Here is a 16,778-nt window from a genome sequence, read left to right as displayed (position 1 = left end):
GGGGTGGTATGCCGGATCAGATAGGTAGCCACCGGCTATATATTATATAGGCGCCGAGGTAGACGCTCAATTCTGTCACCTGCTGGATGGCGCCCAGGCAGTCTCCCGTATATCCTCCGATCCAGCGAACGAAGTATTTGGCGAGTCCATAGGCGATCAGCCCGGCTGGGACCAGCGTAAGGGCGTACGCCGGGGGGATCAGCGCAAAGGGCGGTATCAGCGCCGCGGCGGCCACGACCAGCCCGGTTGGGTTTAGCCGCTGGCGGGTCACGTCCCGGGATTTGCCGGTTTCCGGGTCGCCGGCGTAGGGGAAGAACTGCATGACCAGGACGGCAAAGAAGCGGCTGGCGGCGTGGGCCAGGAGCAGGAGACCCAGGGCGATTCCCGCGCCGCCCGCCGTGAGAGACACAGGCCACCGTTGCCGGGTGAGCGGCTGCAACGCCAGGAACTTAAGGGCCAGTATCGAGATCAGCCCGGTCACCCCGAAGGTTCCCAGGCGCGAATCTTTCATGATCGCGAGGATCTTTTCCTTCGTCCAGCCACCCCCGAAGCCGTCGCAGACGTCGGCAAAGCCATCTTCGTGAAAGGCGCCCGTGACCAGGATGCCGCCGGCTATCGAAAGGGCCAGGGCGATCCCGGGGGGGAAAAGGAGCGCCGCAACCCCGTACACGCCGGCGGCAATCAGGCCCACGAGCAATCCTATCCAGGGGAAGTAGCGCGGCGCCTCCTGCAGGTATTCCGGCCGGTGATCAGTGGAGGGGGGGACGGGCAGCCGCGTCAGGAACATCATGGCCGTAAAAAAGACGCGGGTCTCCCGGCGAAGGCGGGTCATGAGGCGGCCTCCACAGGTTTATCGGCGCGGTCGGCGGCCAGGGTGTCGCCGGCGTCGGTCCCGGTGGCCTGGCTCACACCAGCGTCCCCAAAGCTGGCCATCTCGCAAAGGAAGGCGGCGGCGGTCCTGACCAGCGGGACGGCCAGGGCGGCGCCGGTCCCTTCACCCAGGCGAAGGTCCAGCTGGAGGAGGGGCTTGGCGTGGAGGTGCGCCAGGAGGTGACGGTGTCCCTGCTCGTGGCTCTGATGGGCGAAAACGCAATAGCCGGTGACCGCGGCGTCGATCCGGCAGGCGGCCAGGAGGGCGGCGCCGGCAATAAAGCCGTCCACGAGGATGGTCATGCGTAAGGCGGCGGCGCGGAGCATGGCGCCGGTCATCATCGCGATTTCGAAACCTCCGACGCGTTCCAGGGCGTCGGCGCCGCCGGCGATGTGCGGCCCATGCAGCGCCAGGGCGCGGGCGGCGGCGTCGCGCTTGACGGCCAGTTGCTCGTCGGTGGCGCCGGTCCCCCGTCCGATACAGACGTCCAGGGAAAGGCCCGTCAGGGCAGCCAGGATCAGCGCCGCGGAAGTGGAGTTGCCGATCCCCATCTCCCCAAAACCGACCGTGTTACAGCCGGATTGCCGGAGGTCGTTGACCAGGGCGGCGCCCTGGTCGAGGGCGAACTGTCGTTGACCGGACGTCATCGCGGGTCCTTCCAGGTAGTTCCGGGTGCCCCGCGCAACGGACGCCGCGTAGAATGACGGATGGGTCAGCACCTCCTCCCCGAATGCATGGTTGACTCCCGCGTCGACCACGCGGAGGTCGATGTCGTGGACCCTGCAAAAGACGTTGATCGCAGCCCCGCCCCGGATAAAATTGAGGACCATCTGGGCGGTGACCGCTTGTGGATAGGGGTTTACCAGCCCCGTGGCGGCGATGCCGTGGTCGCCGGCAAAGACCAGGAGCGCCGGCCGGTCTACGGTCGGGGTCAGGGTTTGCTGTATCAGACCCAGCTGAAGGGCCAGGTCCTCGAGCTGCCCCAGGGCGCCCAGGGGCTTGGTCTTGTGGTCGATCTTGTTTCGGAGGGACTCCTGCAGGCGGTTGTCGATGGGGGTGATCATGGGGGTCTATTGGGTGGGTAAAAGGTCGCAAAAATAAAAACCGTGGGTCTGGTAGCTCCGGCGGACCACCTCACCCGTCCGAAAAGGAACCGGCTGGCGGAAGATCGGACCGTTAAAGACAAAAGAATGAAACTCCCCGTTTTCCCCGCAGGGGTCGACGGTGGGCGGCAGGTCATCCAGGAACTCCCCGTTGAGTGGCCGGCCGGCAAAGGAGGCATCCAGAAAGGCTTCGCTGACGCAAACGACGATGGCCTCGAACCCCCGGTCGATGAATTCAAGCAGGAGCTCCCGGGTGGGTCTTTGCCAGATCGGGAAGGCGGCGGTCCAGCCAACCTGGCCAAGCGCGTTTTCGCGATAGGCGCGCAGGTCCTCCAGGAAAATATCGCCGTATAAAGCGGTATGGATGCCTTCCTGGCCCAGCGTCAACAGGGTCTCGCTCATCGCGGTGTCGTATGTTTCCATCGTGCCGTCTTCGGCGATATAGACCTTTCGCAGCGGCAGGCCGATGGCTTCCGCTTGTTGGTCGAGCAACCGCTCCCGCACGCCGTGCATGCTGATGCGGGTATATTCGCGGCTGAGCGTCGTCAACAGACAGCGGATGTCGTAGGCGCCGCTTTGCCGGGCAGTCCACAACGCCAGGGCGGAGTCCTTGCCGCCGCTCCAGTTGAACACAGCGGGTGTCATACGACAGGGGCTTTTATCGTGACCGGGATCCCGCTCACCATCAACACCACGCGATCCGCGACCGACGCCAGATATTGGTTGGCCCATCCCTGGAGGTCGGTGAACTTCCGGCCCGCTTCGGTGTCGGCGTGGACCCCCAGACCGATCTCGTTGGTGACGACGAAGAACGTGCCGGGACGCCCGCGGAGGGCGTCGACCTCGGCGCGGAAGGCGTCGAGACAAAACCCGGCGTCCGATGTCGAGTCCACGAAGAAGTTGGTCAGCCACAGCGTAACGCAGTCGATGACGCAGACACGGCCGTCGAGCGGCAGGAGTCCGAGGGTCTTTTCTTCCTCGAGGCATTCCCAGGCTGAGCCGCGCTCGGACCGGTGCCGGTCTACCCGGGCGCGGAATTCATCGTCCCAGATGCGCGCCGTGGCGACGTGTACCGGCCGGTCGGACAGCAAAAGGGCCTGTTCGGCGGCGTAGCGGCTTTTACCGCTGCGCGCGCCGCCCGTGATCATGGTGATCATGGGCGGGCCGGTTGGACCGGGACGGGGGCGCCGCTGGTTATGCGGCCCGCGGGGCTCGCGCGGCGCGTCATCCAGGCCACCGCGCCAAATAAAATCGCGCTGTAGATCACGTTGCCCGTAAGTTGGTACCGCTCATAGGGAATGGCGGCCACGAGGCATTCGATATAACCCGCAAAGGTCTTCGGATACATCGTGCCTTCCAGCCAGGTCCCGAAATCGGTGACGAACCAGTGGATCAGGACGGCGGCCACGGAAGCCAGCAGCACCCGCGTCACCGTAACACGCGTGAGCAGCAGGCGGCCGACAACCACCATGAGCGCAAAAGCGCCGTACACCCAGTAGAAGCCGGAGTAGAAAAGCCGCCAGTGGCCGTAGAATTCAAAGCGGTTCAAAAAGACGTCGCTGATCCAAAGCGTGAGCAACGGCCAGCCAAACGCCGCGAGCCAGCCGCCGGCGCGGCGCCCGCTTACATCGTGGAGCCCATTGGAGCCGCGCCGCCAGGAAGCCGCCGTGAAACACGCCCCACCGAAAAGCGCCATCGCCCCGATGGGTGAAAAGTCCGCCAGCGGCGATAGACAACTGGTGGCGAAGACTACGCGGAGCGCCGCCACCAGGGCCAGCATAGCCAGTATAACCGGGGATTTGGGTTTGACTGTCATAAGAAGATCGTTTTATAAGCTGATGCGGACCCCACCCGTGAGCGTAAAGCCAAGGGTGTTGTAGCCATAGATTTCGGTAAAGTGCGTGTTCGTGATATTCCGAATATCGGCAAAAAACTTGAGACCCCAGTGCGGCACGTGGTATTCCCCATAGGCATTCCAGAGGGTGTAGGCGTGGAGGGTCGCCTGCGCGTCGCCGTAGGTATTGTAGTCGTAGTACAGGTCGATGCGCTTGTCCTGCCATTGCACGTTGGTCGAGACAAACAAACGCGGCGTGACCTGGTAGGAAAGCGTGGCCCCTGCGCTGTTTTTGGGCACGCGGTAGAGGTTGAAGTAGGTGGAGTCGGCGCCGTTTTCGCCGGATTTATCGGTGACGGTGCCGGTGACATGGGTATAGTTCGCGGTCAGCTGGAGGCCGTGGGTGATGGTCCAGCTGCCTTCGAGCTCTACGCCATGCGCGTGCTCCTTGTTTTGGTTGATGTATTGGCCGTAGGGCGGCGTGGCGGTCGACGCAAAGAATATCTCGTTCCTGATCCAGCGGTCGAACCAGGTCGCCCTTAACCGGAAGACGCCGGTCCGGTACTCCGCTCCGCCTTCGAAGGACAGCGACTTTGCGGGATCGAGGTCCTTGTTCCCGTAGGGGGAATACAACTGGTACAGGGAAGGGATCTTGTAACCGGAGGCGAAGTTGGTAAAGACCTTCAGCCGCCGGGCGATGAGCACGGAAGGCGAGAGATTGAAGACGGTGCTGGTGCCGTATTTGGAATTGGTATTGTACCGGAGGCCCCCGTCGAGGAGCAAGTGACCGGGTAACCGGATTGTCGTGGATGCGTACAGGCCTATCTGGTGGTAGTGCGCGCTGTCGCGGGGAAGCGACGTCGGCGAAGGGGGCGCGCCGGGATAGATATATTGCGTCTGTTGTTCGGTGGACAGGTTACGATAGTCGATGCCGCCGACCAGGTTCCACCACGAGGTCAGCGGATAGCTGACATATGCCTCCGCATAGTGTTCGTACCCCGCAAAGGCGTCGGAGGAAAAGAAGCCCTTCGTCATGAGGTCGGGCAGCGAGTCGTCGTAATCCGTCCGGCGTGCCTGGTTGTACGAATACACCAGGTGGAGTTGTCCCGCGCCTACCTTTACCAATGAGCGGAGACCAGCCTGTACGTTGGAGAGCGTATACGTATAGCTGGTATCGATGGCGAAGGAGCCGCCATCCTCGTGGCCCGCGTAATGACTGTAAATGATAAACGGCGAGAGCGTCAGCCCCTTGGCCACCTGCCAGTCCAGGTTTACGTGGAAGCTGTGTTGGGTATACCCGTCGGCTGGGGCCTTTACGCCAGGCACGGTGTCCGTGGCTTCTGAAATGCCGCCGGTATGGAAGAATGCATATCCGGCGTTATAGCTGAACGTTGCCACCTTGCCGCCGACGGAGGCGTTTACCTGCTGGGTGTTGTAATAGCCGAGGCTGCCCTGGGCCGCGACGGCGACCGGTTTGTCGGCCCCTTTGCGGGTGATGATGTTGATGACCCCGGCGATGGCGTCGGAGCCGTAGAGGACCGACTGGCTGCCCTTGACGATTTCGATGTGGTCGATGTCTTCCAGGGTCAGCGACCGGAGGTCGAAGCTGTTGTCGGTGCTGGATGCGTCCTGGAGGGGCACTCCGTCTATCATGAGCAACGTATATCCGTTGGAGGCGCCCTCCATATAGACCGATTTGGCGGACCCGGGGTTGCTACCCGCCCCGGCCACGATGATGCCGGGTTGTTCGCCCAGGATCTGCGCCAGGTTTTTGCCGCCGCTCCGGGCCAGTTGCTGTCGCGTGATCACGTCGACAACCTTACCGGTCTGGGAGAGCTTGCCGGCGGTCTTGTCCGCCGTAACGATGATGTCGTCCAGTTGACGGGTGGTGTCCCGGTCATCGGAAACACGCGGGGAGGTTTGGGCCAGCAGGGCGGAAGGAGCCAGCAGGGCGGCCGGAGATAAAACGAAAAGCGCGTACACGAGAAGTCTGTTCATGCAGATAGTTGTAATGAATAAAATGCACAAACTTATCGAGTGGGAAAAAGGATGGCGCGGCCATGGTTCCGCCGTCTCCTGCTTTTCACCCGAAAGCGTTTGGAAAATCCGGATCATGGCAGGTCTTCTGGCTTGCTCCTCCCGGGGCGCCTTCCCATTCCGCTTGGAGGAACAGTGGCCATTTGCCCAGGGGGGTCGTGGAGCTTACAGCTACGGGGATAGCACCGGACTTACACCGGTTTCCCTTTTAACCCTCTTCCACACCGTGCGGGGAGAGGGACCAACATCCGGCGCAAAGATCATTTAATTTCCATAATTTGAACACTTATTTTTGCCGTATGCGAAAACTTACCCTTGCGCTCCTTGTCAGTACCTCTGTCACGGCGCCCGCTTTGTGCCGGGCGCAGGAGAAATGGGGTCTGCGCAAATGCGTGGAATACGCGATGACCAATAATATCTCCGTCCGACAGGCAGACATCGATTCGCGGATGGCGGAGTTGACCTATAAACAAAGCAAGTCCGCCCAATACGGCCAATGGTCGTTCAGCACGGGATTGGGTTTGAGTTTTGGCTATTCCGTCGACCCGGCGACCAACACCTTTATCTCGACGGACTTCCTCTATCAAAGCTATACGCTCCAGGGCGGCGCCAACCTCTTCAACTGGTTCAGCCAGCGAAGGCTCATCGAGTCCAACAAGTATACCTTCATGGCCCAGAAGACCAATATCGACAAGGTGCGTAACGACGTCGCGCTGAACGTGGCGGCCGCCTACCTGACCGCCCTGGCGGCCCGTCAGCAGGTCGACATCGGGGTGGCGCAGGTGCAACTGAGCCGCGACCAGCTCAACAATACCCGGAAGCTGGTGGACGCGGGCTCCCAGCCGGAGCTCAACGCGGCGGAGCTGGAAGCCCAGCTGGCCAGCGACAGCGCTTCGCTGATCTCCGCGCAGGCAACCTACGACCAGGACGTGCTGCAGTTAAAGGCCACCCTGAGCCTCGACGCGGCATATCCCTTTATCCTGGACACCCCGGCGGTGGAGACCATCCCGGTGGAATCCCTGGGGGAATTACAACCTGACGTGGTGTACAGCCTGGCCGAAAAAACCTTTCCCCAGTCGCAGCTGAACGAATACCGGATACAGGCCGCGGACAAGGCTTACGCCTCCGCCCGGGCGCAGCTCTACCCCACGCTCCAGGTGTTTGGAAGCTTGGGGGACCGTTTCTCCAATACCTTGCAACGGCCCGGCACACCCAAGCTGGCCGGCATCGATACTACCGGTTATTTCGTTTACAACAACGGCGTGGTGAACAATGTACTGGCCCCTAATTATTCATACGGGTATGTAAAGAATTCCTTCGGCCAGGTGTGGCAGGGTTATTGGAATCAACTGGACCAGAACTTCGGCCAGCAGGTGGGTATTCAGCTGAACGTGCCTATTTTCAACGGCAACCTGGCGCGCACCAATATGAGGAAGGCGAAGCTGAGCATCCGTTCCGCGGAGCTGCAAAAGGAGAGCGACCTGCTGACCCTCAAACAGAATGTGTACCAGGCGTACTCCGCGGCCGCGGCCGCGCTCCAGCGCTACCAGGCCAATGTGAAAGCCCTCACCACCGCCCAGACGTCCTTCGACCTGGCGAGCAAACGGTACGGTATAGGGTTGCTGAACACCATCGATTATATCACCAACCAGAACAATTTATTCAAAGCCAAAGTCAACCTGCTCGGCTCCCAATACGACTACGTGTTCAAGATGAAGGTGCTCGAATTTTACAAGGGTCAGGGCGTAAAGCTGTAATCACATCCTCAAAAACTTTATCAGATGAAGAAATTCTGGGTTTGGACACTTGTCATCGTCGTCGTGGTGGTGATCGCCATCGTGGTCATCAAGGCCATAGCGGGCGGGGATAAAGGCGTAAAGGTAGCCGTGGACAAGGTCGGTTACCGGAACGTAACGGAGGTGGTCAGCGCCTCGGGCAAAGTCTACCCTGAGATCGAAGTAAAGATAGCCTCGGACGTGAGCGGTGAGATCACCGACCTGTACGTCAAGGAGGGCGATACGGTAAAAAGGGGACAGGTCGTGGCGCGCATCTACGCCGATATTTACAATTCCACCCGCCAGCAGCGCGAGGCCATGGTCAACCAGCAGCAGGCGTCGGTGGAGAATTCCAAGGCAACCATTGCTTCCTATAAGGCACAGCTCGACCAGGCGGAGGCCGCCTACAACCGCGAAAAGACCCTGCTGGAAGAGAAGGTCGTTTCCCGGTCCGAATACGAGACCGCCCAGAGCCAATACCTGACCGCCCAGGCCAACTATAGCGCGGCACAGCAAACCGTCCGCAGCGGCGAGGCCGCCGTCATCTCCGCCCGCGCGAGCCTTACGGAGGCCGATAAGGACCTTTCCCGGACGATCATCGTCGCGCCCATGGACGGCATCATTTCGCTGCTGGACGTGAAGAAGGGGGAACGCGTCGTGGGATATGCGCAGATGGCCGGTACGGAAATGATGCGCGTGGCCGACATGAGCGCCATCGAAGTACAGGTGGACGTGGGAGAGAACGACATACCCAAGGTACGCATCGGGGACAGCGCCCTGGTCGAAGTCGACGCCTACAACAACCGCAAGTTCCAGGGGATCGTGACCCAGATCGCCAACGGCAATGCCAACGCGGCATCCAGCGGCACCACGTCCGCGCCGACCACCAGCACCGACGTCACCAACTATAAGGTGCACATACGCCTGATCCCGGATTCCTACAAGGACCTGATCATACCGCACAAGTCTTTCCCCTTCCGGCCCGGAATGAGCGCCAGCGCGGACATCGAAACCCAAAGCAAGACGCACGTGCTGACGGTGCCCATCCTTTCGGTCACGACGGCGCAGCAGGAAGGCGATTCCGCCAAGACCCGTGCCGCGGAGAAAAAGGAACTCGCTACCGCGCGGGGTGACGAAACGGCCTCGGCGACGCCCGACGACCAGATGGAAGTGGTGTTCATGGTCCATGGGGACACCGTTCGTCGCGTGACCGTAGCCACGGGCATCCAGGACAACGACTTTATCGAGGTACTGACCGGGTTGAACCCCGGCGATACCGTGGTCAGCGCACCCTTCAACGCCATCAGCAAGCTGTTGAAGAACGGCACGAAGATCCAGGTCACCCCCAAAGACAAATTGTTTGAAATAAAACAGTGATGACTCCCGAGCCCAAGATTGGTGTGATAGGCAGCGGTAGCTGGGCCACCGCGCTGGCGAAGATTTTGACGGACAACCGGAACCCCATCCGGTGGTGGATCAGGAGCGAATCCGCCGTGCAGCACCTGCTGCAGCGGCGGCACAATCCGGCCTACCTGAGCTCGGTGTACTTCGATACCGCGCTGCTCTCCCTGAGCACCGACGTGGCTTCGGTGGTCGGTTCTTCCGACCTGCTCGTCCTGGCCGTCCCCTCGGCTTATGTGGAGGAAACGCTGTCGGTCCTGCCACCCGGCGCCTTTGCCGGCAAAAAGGTGATCTCGGCCGTAAAGGGCATCCTCCCAAGCGGCAATCGCCTGGTGAATGATTACCTGGCAGATCGTTTCGGGTTGGACCTGGCGGATTATTTTACCATCATGGGTCCCTGTCACGCCGAAGAGGTGGCCGCCGAAAAGCTGTCCTACCTGACGCTCTCGGGTATCGACGCTATGACCACGGCGGAGTTGGCGCTCCGGTTTAACGCCCCCTACCTGAATACGGTCGTCAACGACGACGTCTATGGGGTGCAATACGCCGCCGTGCTAAAGAATATCTACGCCCTAGGCGCCGGTATCGCCCACGGCCTGGAGTACGGGGATAATTTCCTGAGCGTCCTCATCGCCAACAGCGCCGATGAAATGGCGTCTTTCCTCCGGAAGGTCGGCGCCCGGAACATGGAAGTGGGGATCCACCACCTTATCCCCGGGGTCTCCCCTGGTCCGCTCCGCAAAACGGCCAACTACGCCGCCTCGGTCTACCTCGGGGACCTCCTCGTCACCTGTTATTCGCTCTTCAGCCGGAACCGCACCTTTGGGAATATGATCGGCAAGGGCTATAGCGTCCGCGCCGCCCAGCTGGAAATGAATATGGTCGCAGAAGGCTACAATGCCAGCCGGTGCCTTTTCGAGATCAATCGCGACATCGGCGCGGATATGGCGATCGCCGACACGGTGTATCGCGTACTTTGGGAGGGATTGGATCCCCGGGAGGGGTTCCGGCGCATCGAGGCGGGGCTTATCTAGCCCCCGCTCCGGGTGCGCGCCGCCCCACGCGCCGAATCGTACGTGCCGCTCCCGCGTGTCGAATCGTTAAAGTTTGGCAATTGCTTCCCGGGGCGCCGTTTTCTCCGTAACTTAGTAACAGAAACTTAATTTATGCCCTTCTCATTCACAGGCTTTAGCGGTACCGGTATCCTGATCCTCGTCGGGATAGCAGCCCTTATCCAGGTGGGCCGCTGGTTGCGGGATGGGCATCTGCACCACAAGCACTAGCCGCGGGCGCCTGTCGCGCCGGGCGCTTACAGTGTCCCCTCTTCCAAAAACAAGTCTGAAGCAATCCCATCCGCGAACAGCCGACCTTCGGCCGTAAGGATCAGTCGTTGCCCTTCACGGGTCATCCATTGCCTGGCCAATGCCATCTCCGCGACCTTTTCGAGCTGGTGACGGGCGTCAGCACCCCAGTCGCGTCCAACCCTTTCCATATCCATGCCTTCCATCGTGCGGAGAGCCGTCATCGTGTATTCGTTCAGGCGTTGCACCGGTGTGAGCGTCTCCTGTTCGAAGGGTATTTCCCCGCGGGCGATCGCCTGAAGATACAGTTCGTTATTGGCCGCGTTCCAGCGGCGGTTGCGGCCGTCGAAGGAGTGGGCCGAAGGACCCAGACCCAGGTAGGGAATGCCTTGCCAATAGCTGCTGTTATGCCGGCTCCGGTGCCCGGGGAGGGCGAAGTTGGATATCTCGTAGTGCTCGTACCCGGCGGCCCTGAGCGTCTCCGATAGCAAGAGGAACTGGCGCGCCTGGGCGTCGCCGTCCACCGGGGTCATCTTCCCCAGCCGGATGTCCCTGGCCAGGGCGGTCCGGGGTTCAACCGTGAGCGCATAACACGAGAGGTGCGGGCAACCGAGGTCGATGGCCTGCGCCAGGTTGCTCAGCAAATCCGCGTCGGTCAGCCCCGGCGTTCCATAGATCAGGTCGATGGAGTCGTGGTGGAAGCCCGCCGCCCGCGCCAGCGCGATCGCTTCCCGGGCTTCGGCCGCCGTGTGCGCCCGGTTCATCCACCGCAGGTCTTCGTCCCTGAAGGACTGGACGCCGATGCTGAGGCGGTTGATGCCGACAGACTTCCAGGCGCTTAGACGTTCCCTCGAAATGTCGTCCGGATTGGCTTCCAGCGTAATCTCCGCATCCGGCTGCAGGGAATAACGGTCACGGACAGCGCCGATCAGGCGGCCGAGCGCCGCGTCCGGCAGGAGGCTGGGGGTGCCGCCGCCAAAATATAGCGTGCCCACGGCCGCGTCATTCAGGAACCCGGCGGTCAGCTCCATTTCGCGCAGGAGGGCGTCCACCATTGCCTCCATCGGCCCCAGCCGGGTGCTGAAGTGGAAGTTGCAATAGTGACATGCCTTCCGGCAAAAGGGTATATGGATATATATGCCAGCCAATAAAAGGGTGCGTTTATTCGTTTAGTTTTGCGTTCGTACCGCCGCTAATGCTGAAAATACTGCTGATAGTACTGCTATTGTGGGCTGGGTTTGTGCAGGCACAAGACCCAGCCACGCGCCCTTCGAGGGGGCAGGCCTATCCGCTCACGGTCGTCCCGGCCGCCAAAGATAGCGCGCAAATAGGGGAACGGCTCGGACTACAACAGACTTTTCCGGACAGACTGTCCTGCTACCGCTACGTGGGCGGCCTCACGGCGCTGCTCCAGGCGCAGGGGTATATCGCCGCTTCGGTGGACTCCTCCGACTTTGGCAAAGACGGGGCGCGGATCGTATTATATGCGGGTCCCAAATACCGTTGGGGCAACCTGGTGGACCGGATCGACCCGGTCATCCTCGACCAGCTGCACTTCGATGACGCCAAGGCGTGGAAGCACCCGATCCAGTGGAAGGTGCTGGCAGGTCTGGAGACAAACGTCATCGACTATTGCACCGGGCACGGGTATCCCTTCGCCAAAGTGGGACTGGACAGCGTGCGGATCGAGGGAGACGAGGTCAGCGCGGTGCTCCGGCTGGACAAAGGTTTTCTCTACCGCATCGATAGCATACGGGTTTTTGGTAACGCCAAGATCAACCGTGACTTCCTCTATCGCTACCTGGACATACCCGCCGGTTCTCCTTACGACCAGGCCAAGCTTAACAGCGTCAGCACCCGGCTGCTCGCCCTTCCCTACGCGCAGGAGGACAAACCCTGGACGCTTCGGATGACCGGCACCGGGGCGGTCCTGGATATTTACCTGAAGCCGAAACGGAATAACCAGATCGATGGCATGCTGGGCATACTCCCCACGACGGCGGCGGATGGGTCGGCAAAAACGCAGGTCGTGGGCGAGCTCAAGCTGCAACTGCAAAATGCCTTTGGCAACGGCGAGGGGATCTCGGTCAACTGGCAACAGCTGCAACCCCAGACTCCCCGGCTGGACCTGTCTTTCCAGCAACCTTACCTGTTCGAATCCCCCATAGGGGTGAGCGCCGCTTTCGACTTGCTGAAAAAGGACTCCTCCTACCTCAACATCAACTTTAAATTGGGTGGTACGCTGTCGCTGGGGTCGCAACGGAGCCTGACCGTTTTTCTCCAGCTCTTCGGGTCCAACCTGCTCAACGTCGACACCAATACCGTCCGTGCCACCCATCAGCTGCCCGAGGAATTGGACATGGGAACGACGTCGCTGGGGATCGCCTATGACTGGCGGAACACGAATTATGTATACAATCCCCGCCGGGGTAACGAATTCAGCCTGGTGGTGACGGGGGGAGAGCGACATATCAAGGAGAACACGGCGATCACGCAAATGAAGGATTCCACCTTTGATTTTGCATCGCTGTATGACACCGTTCCCCTGAAGAGCTACCAGCTGAAGGCCCAGGCGGGCGTCGCTCACTACTTCCCGCTGGGCAGGCAAAGCACGCTCCGAACGGCATTCAACGGTGGTTGGCAGCTCGGGCCCCAGCTATACACCAACGAACTCTTCCAGATAGGGGGGTACAAGCTGTTGCGGGGTTTTGACGAAGAAAGCATCTATGCTTCCCAGTACCTGGTGGGTTCGCTGGAGTACCGGGTCCTGATCGGGTTGAACTCCTATGTTTTTGGATTCGTGGACGACGGCTGGGTGCGCAACCGGAGCGTCGGCGCCAACTTGAGCGCCAATATGTTGGGTGTGGGATTCGGCATCAACCTGGAAACCAAGGCCGGGATGTTCAATATAAGCTTTGCCGAAGGCGAAGGGAATGGCGAAAATTTTAACTTTGGCAATACCAAGGTCCATATCGGCTACGTAAACTTTTTTTGATGGGATGTATCCGCGTCTGTTTTTTTCTCCTGCTTTGCCTCTGTGGCCTGGCTCTCCACGCCCAAACGAAGGATTCCACGCCGCGCGCCGATACCGGTACGCCCGGTGTCGCCGCATCCCGGATCGCCGCGCCGGTCGATTCCGCCGCCCTGGCTGCGCACCGGGATTCCGCCCGCCGCCGCCGCGCCCTCCACGATACGCTGGCGGCGAGGGCCAAACGTGATTCGATCGCCCTGGCGACCCGTGATTCGGTCCGGCGCGATTCCCTGCGGTTGGATTCCCTGCGGCTATCGTCCGCGCGCCATCGCGACAGCGGCGCGCATGTCGTCATGACGCCCGCCGCCGTCGAGCCGCCCAACCGGCCCAATACCCGGACCGGTATCCCCAGGATCCGGCTATCCAAGGACATGCTGTTCTATATCGTGCTGGCGCTCGCCCTTTGGATGGGTATTCTCAAGTCTGGCTATCAGAAATACTACAACGACCTGTTCACGGTATTTTTCCGGAGCAGTCTCCGCCAGCACCAGATCAGGGAACAGCTCCTCCAGGCACGGCTGCCGTCGCTGCTGTATAACCTTTTCTTTGTGGGTTCCGCGGGGACCTTCCTTTACCTGTTGGGTCAAAGTTATGGTTACCGGCTGGGGCATCCGGATTGGGTGATATGGGTGGCTTCCATAGCGATCGTTGCACTTTTATACGCAATCAAATTCGTAGGTCTCAAGCTCAGCGGCTGGGTTTTCGGTATGACCGGCGCGGCCGACACCTACATCTTTATCGTATTCCTGGTCAATAAGATACTTGGGATCGCCCTGTTACCGATCGTGGTCCTGATTGCCTTCGCGGGAAGCCCGCTCGGGCCCGTGGGTGCGACCCTGGGCATCATGTTGGTGATCGGGATGTTAATTTATCGTTTTATCCGATCCTACAGACCGGTCTGGGAAGAGGTGCAGATGAGCCGTTTCCATTTTTTTCTGTACCTTTGCGCCTTTGAAATCGCGCCGCTCTTGCTGATTTACAAAACAATGGTCACGCATTTGTGATAATATCTGTAATTTTGTATTCATCATATCTAAATCCGGTATGGTAAAAAACGGGCAGAAGAAATCCTCGTCTGGAAAAAACGTAAAAAGCATACTCATCACCCAACCTAGGCCCGACTCCGAAAAGTCACCTTATTTCGAGTTGGCTAAGAAGTTTGATGTGCAATTGGACTTCCATCCGTTCATTCGGGTGGAAGGGGTGGTTTCCAGGGACTTCCGCAAGCAGAAGATCGACATCGCCCAGTACACCGCGGTGGTCTTCACCAGCCGTAACGCCATCGACCACTTTTTCCGGATCTGCGAAGAGATGAAGGTGAGCGTATCCCAGGATACCAAGTATTTCTGCATAGCGGAGGCCGTGGCGCTCTACCTCCAGAAGTTCATCCTGTACCGTAAGCGTAAGGTTTTCTATGGTGCGGATGGCACCAACAAGAGCCTTTTCGACGTCATCAACAAGCACAAGGACAACGAAAAGTTCCTGTATCCCTGCTCTGAGACCCAGGACAACGAAATCACCACCTGGCTCAAGAGCAACCGCTGCGAGTATGCGACACCGGTACTTTACCGCACCGTTTCCAACGACGTAAAAAGTCTCCTGGACGATAACGAATATGACATCATTTGCTTTTTTACCCCCAGCGGCGTAAAAAGCCTCTTTGAAAACATGCCGGACTTCCGGCAGAACGGCACCCGCATCGGCGCCTTTGGATCCAACACATCCAAGGCCGTCGAGGAGGCCGGTCTTCACCTGGACATAAAGGCCCCCGAGCCCGAAGCGCCCAGCATGGTCGCGGCGCTCGAGCGCTATCTGAAGATGGTCAAGGAATAAACGCTTATATTTACGAGCTGTGTGAAAAGTGGGCCGGAGGTCCACTTTTTGCATTTTCGTCCCGCCGTGCAAACCGGCGGGAAATTTGCGAACCTCAACGATTAGACACATGAACCGCCTGGCCAATGAAACGAGCCCCTATCTGCTGCAACACGCGCACAATCCCGTGGATTGGTATCCCTATGGGGATGAGGCCCTGAAACGGGCCGTAGCCGAGGACAAGCCGATACTGGTCAGCGTGGGCTACGCGGCCTGCCACTGGTGCCACGTCATGGAGCGGGAGAGCTTCGAGCAGTCCGGCGTGGCGGACCTGATGAATGCCCACTTCATCAACATCAAGATAGACCGGGAGGAGCGCCCGGACCTGGACCATATCTATATGGACGCCCTCCAGGCGATGACGGGGAGCGGGGGCTGGCCCCTGAACCTTTTCCTGACCCCCGACGGACGGCCGTTTTTCGGGGGGACCTATTTTCCGCCGGCCAGGGCTTACGGGCGGCTATCCTGGACGGAAACCCTCCAGGAAGTTGTGCGGGCCTTCCGGGAGCGGCGGTCGGAGGTCGAGGGCCAGGCGGACCAGCTGACCGAGCACCTGTCGGTGGCCAATGCCTTTGGCATCTCGAGGGGCGCCCCCGGTGATCCGGCAGCACTAGTGACGCGAAACCAGGTAGACACCATCTTCCACACGCTGATGCAACAGGCCGACACCGAAGCCGGTGGTTTTGGCCGGCCTCCCAAGTTCCCGCAGACCTTTTCCCTGCAATGGCTTGTCCGGCATGCCCACTTCACGGGGGAGCAGACGGGTTTGAACCACGCCCTGAACAGCCTCGATCATTTGTTAAATGGGGGTATATACGATCAGCTGGGTGGCGGAATGGCACGGTACAGCACCGACAGGGAATGGCTAGCGCCGCATTTTGAGAAGATGCTTTATGACAATGCGCTGCTTGTCACTGTATTATGCGAGGCGCTGGGGCTTACAGGGGAACCCAGGTTCCGGGACGCCATCCGGGACGTACTGGCATTCGCGGAGAGGGAGTGGCTGACGACCGACGGGTTGTTTTGTTCGGCCTGGGACGCCGACAGCGAAGGCGTGGAGGGGAAATATTATACCTGGAGCAAGGCTGAGATCATGGAGTTGCTCGGACCCGACGGCGACAGCTTTTGCCGGTTGTACGGCGTCACCGGGACCGGTAACTGGGAGGGGACCAATATCCTCCACCGCCCGGCCGGTTCGTGGTGGTATCTTTCCGAAGCCGACCGCGCAGTCATGGACACGGGGCGCCGGATATTACTGGAAACCCGTGGCCATCGGGTGCCCCCGCTTCTGGATGACAAGCAGCTGCTCAATTGGAACGCCTTGATGAACAGGGCGTTTTCCCAGGCATATGCGGTAACGGGCGACGAGGCGTACCGAACGACCGCGGTGCGGCATATGCAAGCCATGCTTTGTCATTTCAGGCAGGGCGATAGCCTCGGGCACGTTTTCAAGGCGGGTCGACTGCGTTATCCCGCCTTCCTGGACGATTACGCCTACCTGATCCAGGCGTTGATCTGTCTCCAGGAGATCACCGCGGATACGGCTTACCTGC

14 protein-coding genes and 1 riboswitch are annotated in these 16,778 nt (G+C 60.2%); of the genes, 7 read left to right on the top strand and 7 right to left on the bottom strand.

Annotated elements, in window-relative coordinates; genetic code table 11:
* Positions 1–16: 16 nt before the first annotated feature.
* The 6 genes from VL547_RS03795 to VL547_RS03770 are packed head-to-tail and all read right to left on the bottom strand — an operon-like array spanning position 17 to position 5,806.
* The gene (locus VL547_RS03795; RefSeq protein WP_325575352.1) at positions 17–832 is read right to left on the bottom strand and encodes an adenosylcobinamide-GDP ribazoletransferase; all 816 of its coding nucleotides are present in this window, start codon (positions 830–832) and stop codon (positions 17–19) included.
* Positions 829–1,935: a nicotinate-nucleotide--dimethylbenzimidazole phosphoribosyltransferase gene (gene cobT / locus VL547_RS03790; RefSeq protein WP_325575350.1), complete on the bottom strand. Its 1,107-nt coding sequence runs from the start codon at positions 1,933–1,935 to the stop codon at positions 829–831. The genes VL547_RS03795 and cobT overlap by 4 nt, the downstream gene beginning before the upstream one ends.
* A 6-nt stretch (positions 1,936–1,941) precedes the next feature.
* A complete protein-coding gene (locus tag VL547_RS03785) occupies positions 1,942–2,619 on the bottom strand; it encodes a diphthine--ammonia ligase (RefSeq protein ID WP_325575348.1) in 678 nt (225 codons plus the stop codon).
* Positions 2,616–3,131, bottom strand: a complete 516-nt coding sequence (locus VL547_RS03780; RefSeq protein ID WP_325575346.1) for a bifunctional adenosylcobinamide kinase/adenosylcobinamide-phosphate guanylyltransferase — start codon at positions 3,129–3,131, stop codon at positions 2,616–2,618. The genes VL547_RS03785 and VL547_RS03780 overlap by 4 nt, the downstream gene beginning before the upstream one ends.
* Positions 3,128–3,790 carry a DUF6580 family putative transport protein gene (locus tag VL547_RS03775; RefSeq protein ID WP_325575344.1) on the bottom strand — a complete coding sequence of 221 codons (663 nt, stop codon included), beginning with the start codon at positions 3,788–3,790 and terminating at the stop codon, positions 3,128–3,130. The genes VL547_RS03780 and VL547_RS03775 overlap by 4 nt, the downstream gene beginning before the upstream one ends.
* A 12-nt stretch (positions 3,791–3,802) precedes the next feature.
* Positions 3,803–5,806 (bottom strand): TonB-dependent receptor plug domain-containing protein, encoded by a 2,004-nt coding sequence (locus VL547_RS03770; RefSeq protein ID WP_325575342.1) that lies wholly within the window; start codon positions 5,804–5,806, stop codon positions 3,803–3,805.
* Positions 5,807–5,906: 100 nt separating this feature from the next.
* A riboswitch (cobalamin riboswitch) is annotated at positions 5,907–6,106 on the bottom strand.
* A gap of 38 nt (positions 6,107–6,144) precedes the next feature.
* Between VL547_RS03770 and VL547_RS03765 the strand changes: the two genes are divergently transcribed.
* The 3 genes from VL547_RS03765 to VL547_RS03755 are packed head-to-tail and all read left to right on the top strand — an operon-like array spanning position 6,145 to position 10,055.
* Positions 6,145–7,602, top strand: coding sequence for a TolC family protein (locus tag VL547_RS03765; protein WP_325575340.1), 1,458 nt, complete (start codon positions 6,145–6,147; stop codon positions 7,600–7,602).
* Positions 7,603–7,626: 24 nt separating this feature from the next.
* Positions 7,627–8,997 (top strand): efflux RND transporter periplasmic adaptor subunit, encoded by a 1,371-nt coding sequence (locus VL547_RS03760; protein ID WP_325575338.1) that lies wholly within the window; start codon positions 7,627–7,629, stop codon positions 8,995–8,997.
* Positions 8,997–10,055, top strand: a complete 1,059-nt coding sequence (locus VL547_RS03755) for an NAD(P)H-dependent glycerol-3-phosphate dehydrogenase (RefSeq protein WP_325575336.1) — start codon at positions 8,997–8,999, stop codon at positions 10,053–10,055. The genes VL547_RS03760 and VL547_RS03755 overlap by 1 nt, the downstream gene beginning before the upstream one ends.
* 275 nt (positions 10,056–10,330) lie before the next feature.
* Here VL547_RS03755 and hemW read toward each other — a convergent pair whose 3' ends face one another.
* Positions 10,331–11,470 carry a radical SAM family heme chaperone HemW gene (gene hemW / locus VL547_RS03750; protein ID WP_325575334.1) on the bottom strand — a complete coding sequence of 380 codons (1,140 nt, stop codon included), beginning with the start codon at positions 11,468–11,470 and terminating at the stop codon, positions 10,331–10,333.
* 47 nt (positions 11,471–11,517) lie between these two features.
* Between hemW and VL547_RS03745 the strand changes: the two genes are divergently transcribed.
* The 4 genes from VL547_RS03745 to VL547_RS03730 form a co-directional block, all read left to right on the top strand.
* On the top strand, positions 11,518–13,317 hold the full coding sequence (locus VL547_RS03745; RefSeq protein WP_325575332.1) for a BamA/TamA family outer membrane protein: 1,800 nt from the start codon (positions 11,518–11,520) through the stop codon (positions 13,315–13,317).
* Entirely contained in the window at positions 13,317–14,357 is a 1,041-nt protein-coding gene (locus VL547_RS03740; RefSeq protein WP_325575331.1) for a DUF4271 domain-containing protein, read from the top strand. The genes VL547_RS03745 and VL547_RS03740 overlap by 1 nt, the downstream gene beginning before the upstream one ends.
* 142 nt (positions 14,358–14,499) lie before the next feature.
* Positions 14,500–15,186 carry a uroporphyrinogen-III synthase gene (locus tag VL547_RS03735; protein ID WP_325575330.1) on the top strand — a complete coding sequence of 229 codons (687 nt, stop codon included), beginning with the start codon at positions 14,500–14,502 and terminating at the stop codon, positions 15,184–15,186.
* 109 nt (positions 15,187–15,295) lie between these two features.
* Positions 15,296–16,778, top strand: a 1,483-nt coding sequence (locus VL547_RS03730) for a thioredoxin domain-containing protein (RefSeq protein ID WP_325575328.1), incomplete at its 3' end; no start/stop codon positions are given.

Origin of the sequence: Dinghuibacter sp., assembly GCF_035492835.1 — a bacterium.
GTDB lineage: Bacteria > Bacteroidota > Bacteroidia > Chitinophagales > Chitinophagaceae > Dinghuibacter.
This window is presented reverse-complemented; position numbering and strand designations above follow the sequence as displayed.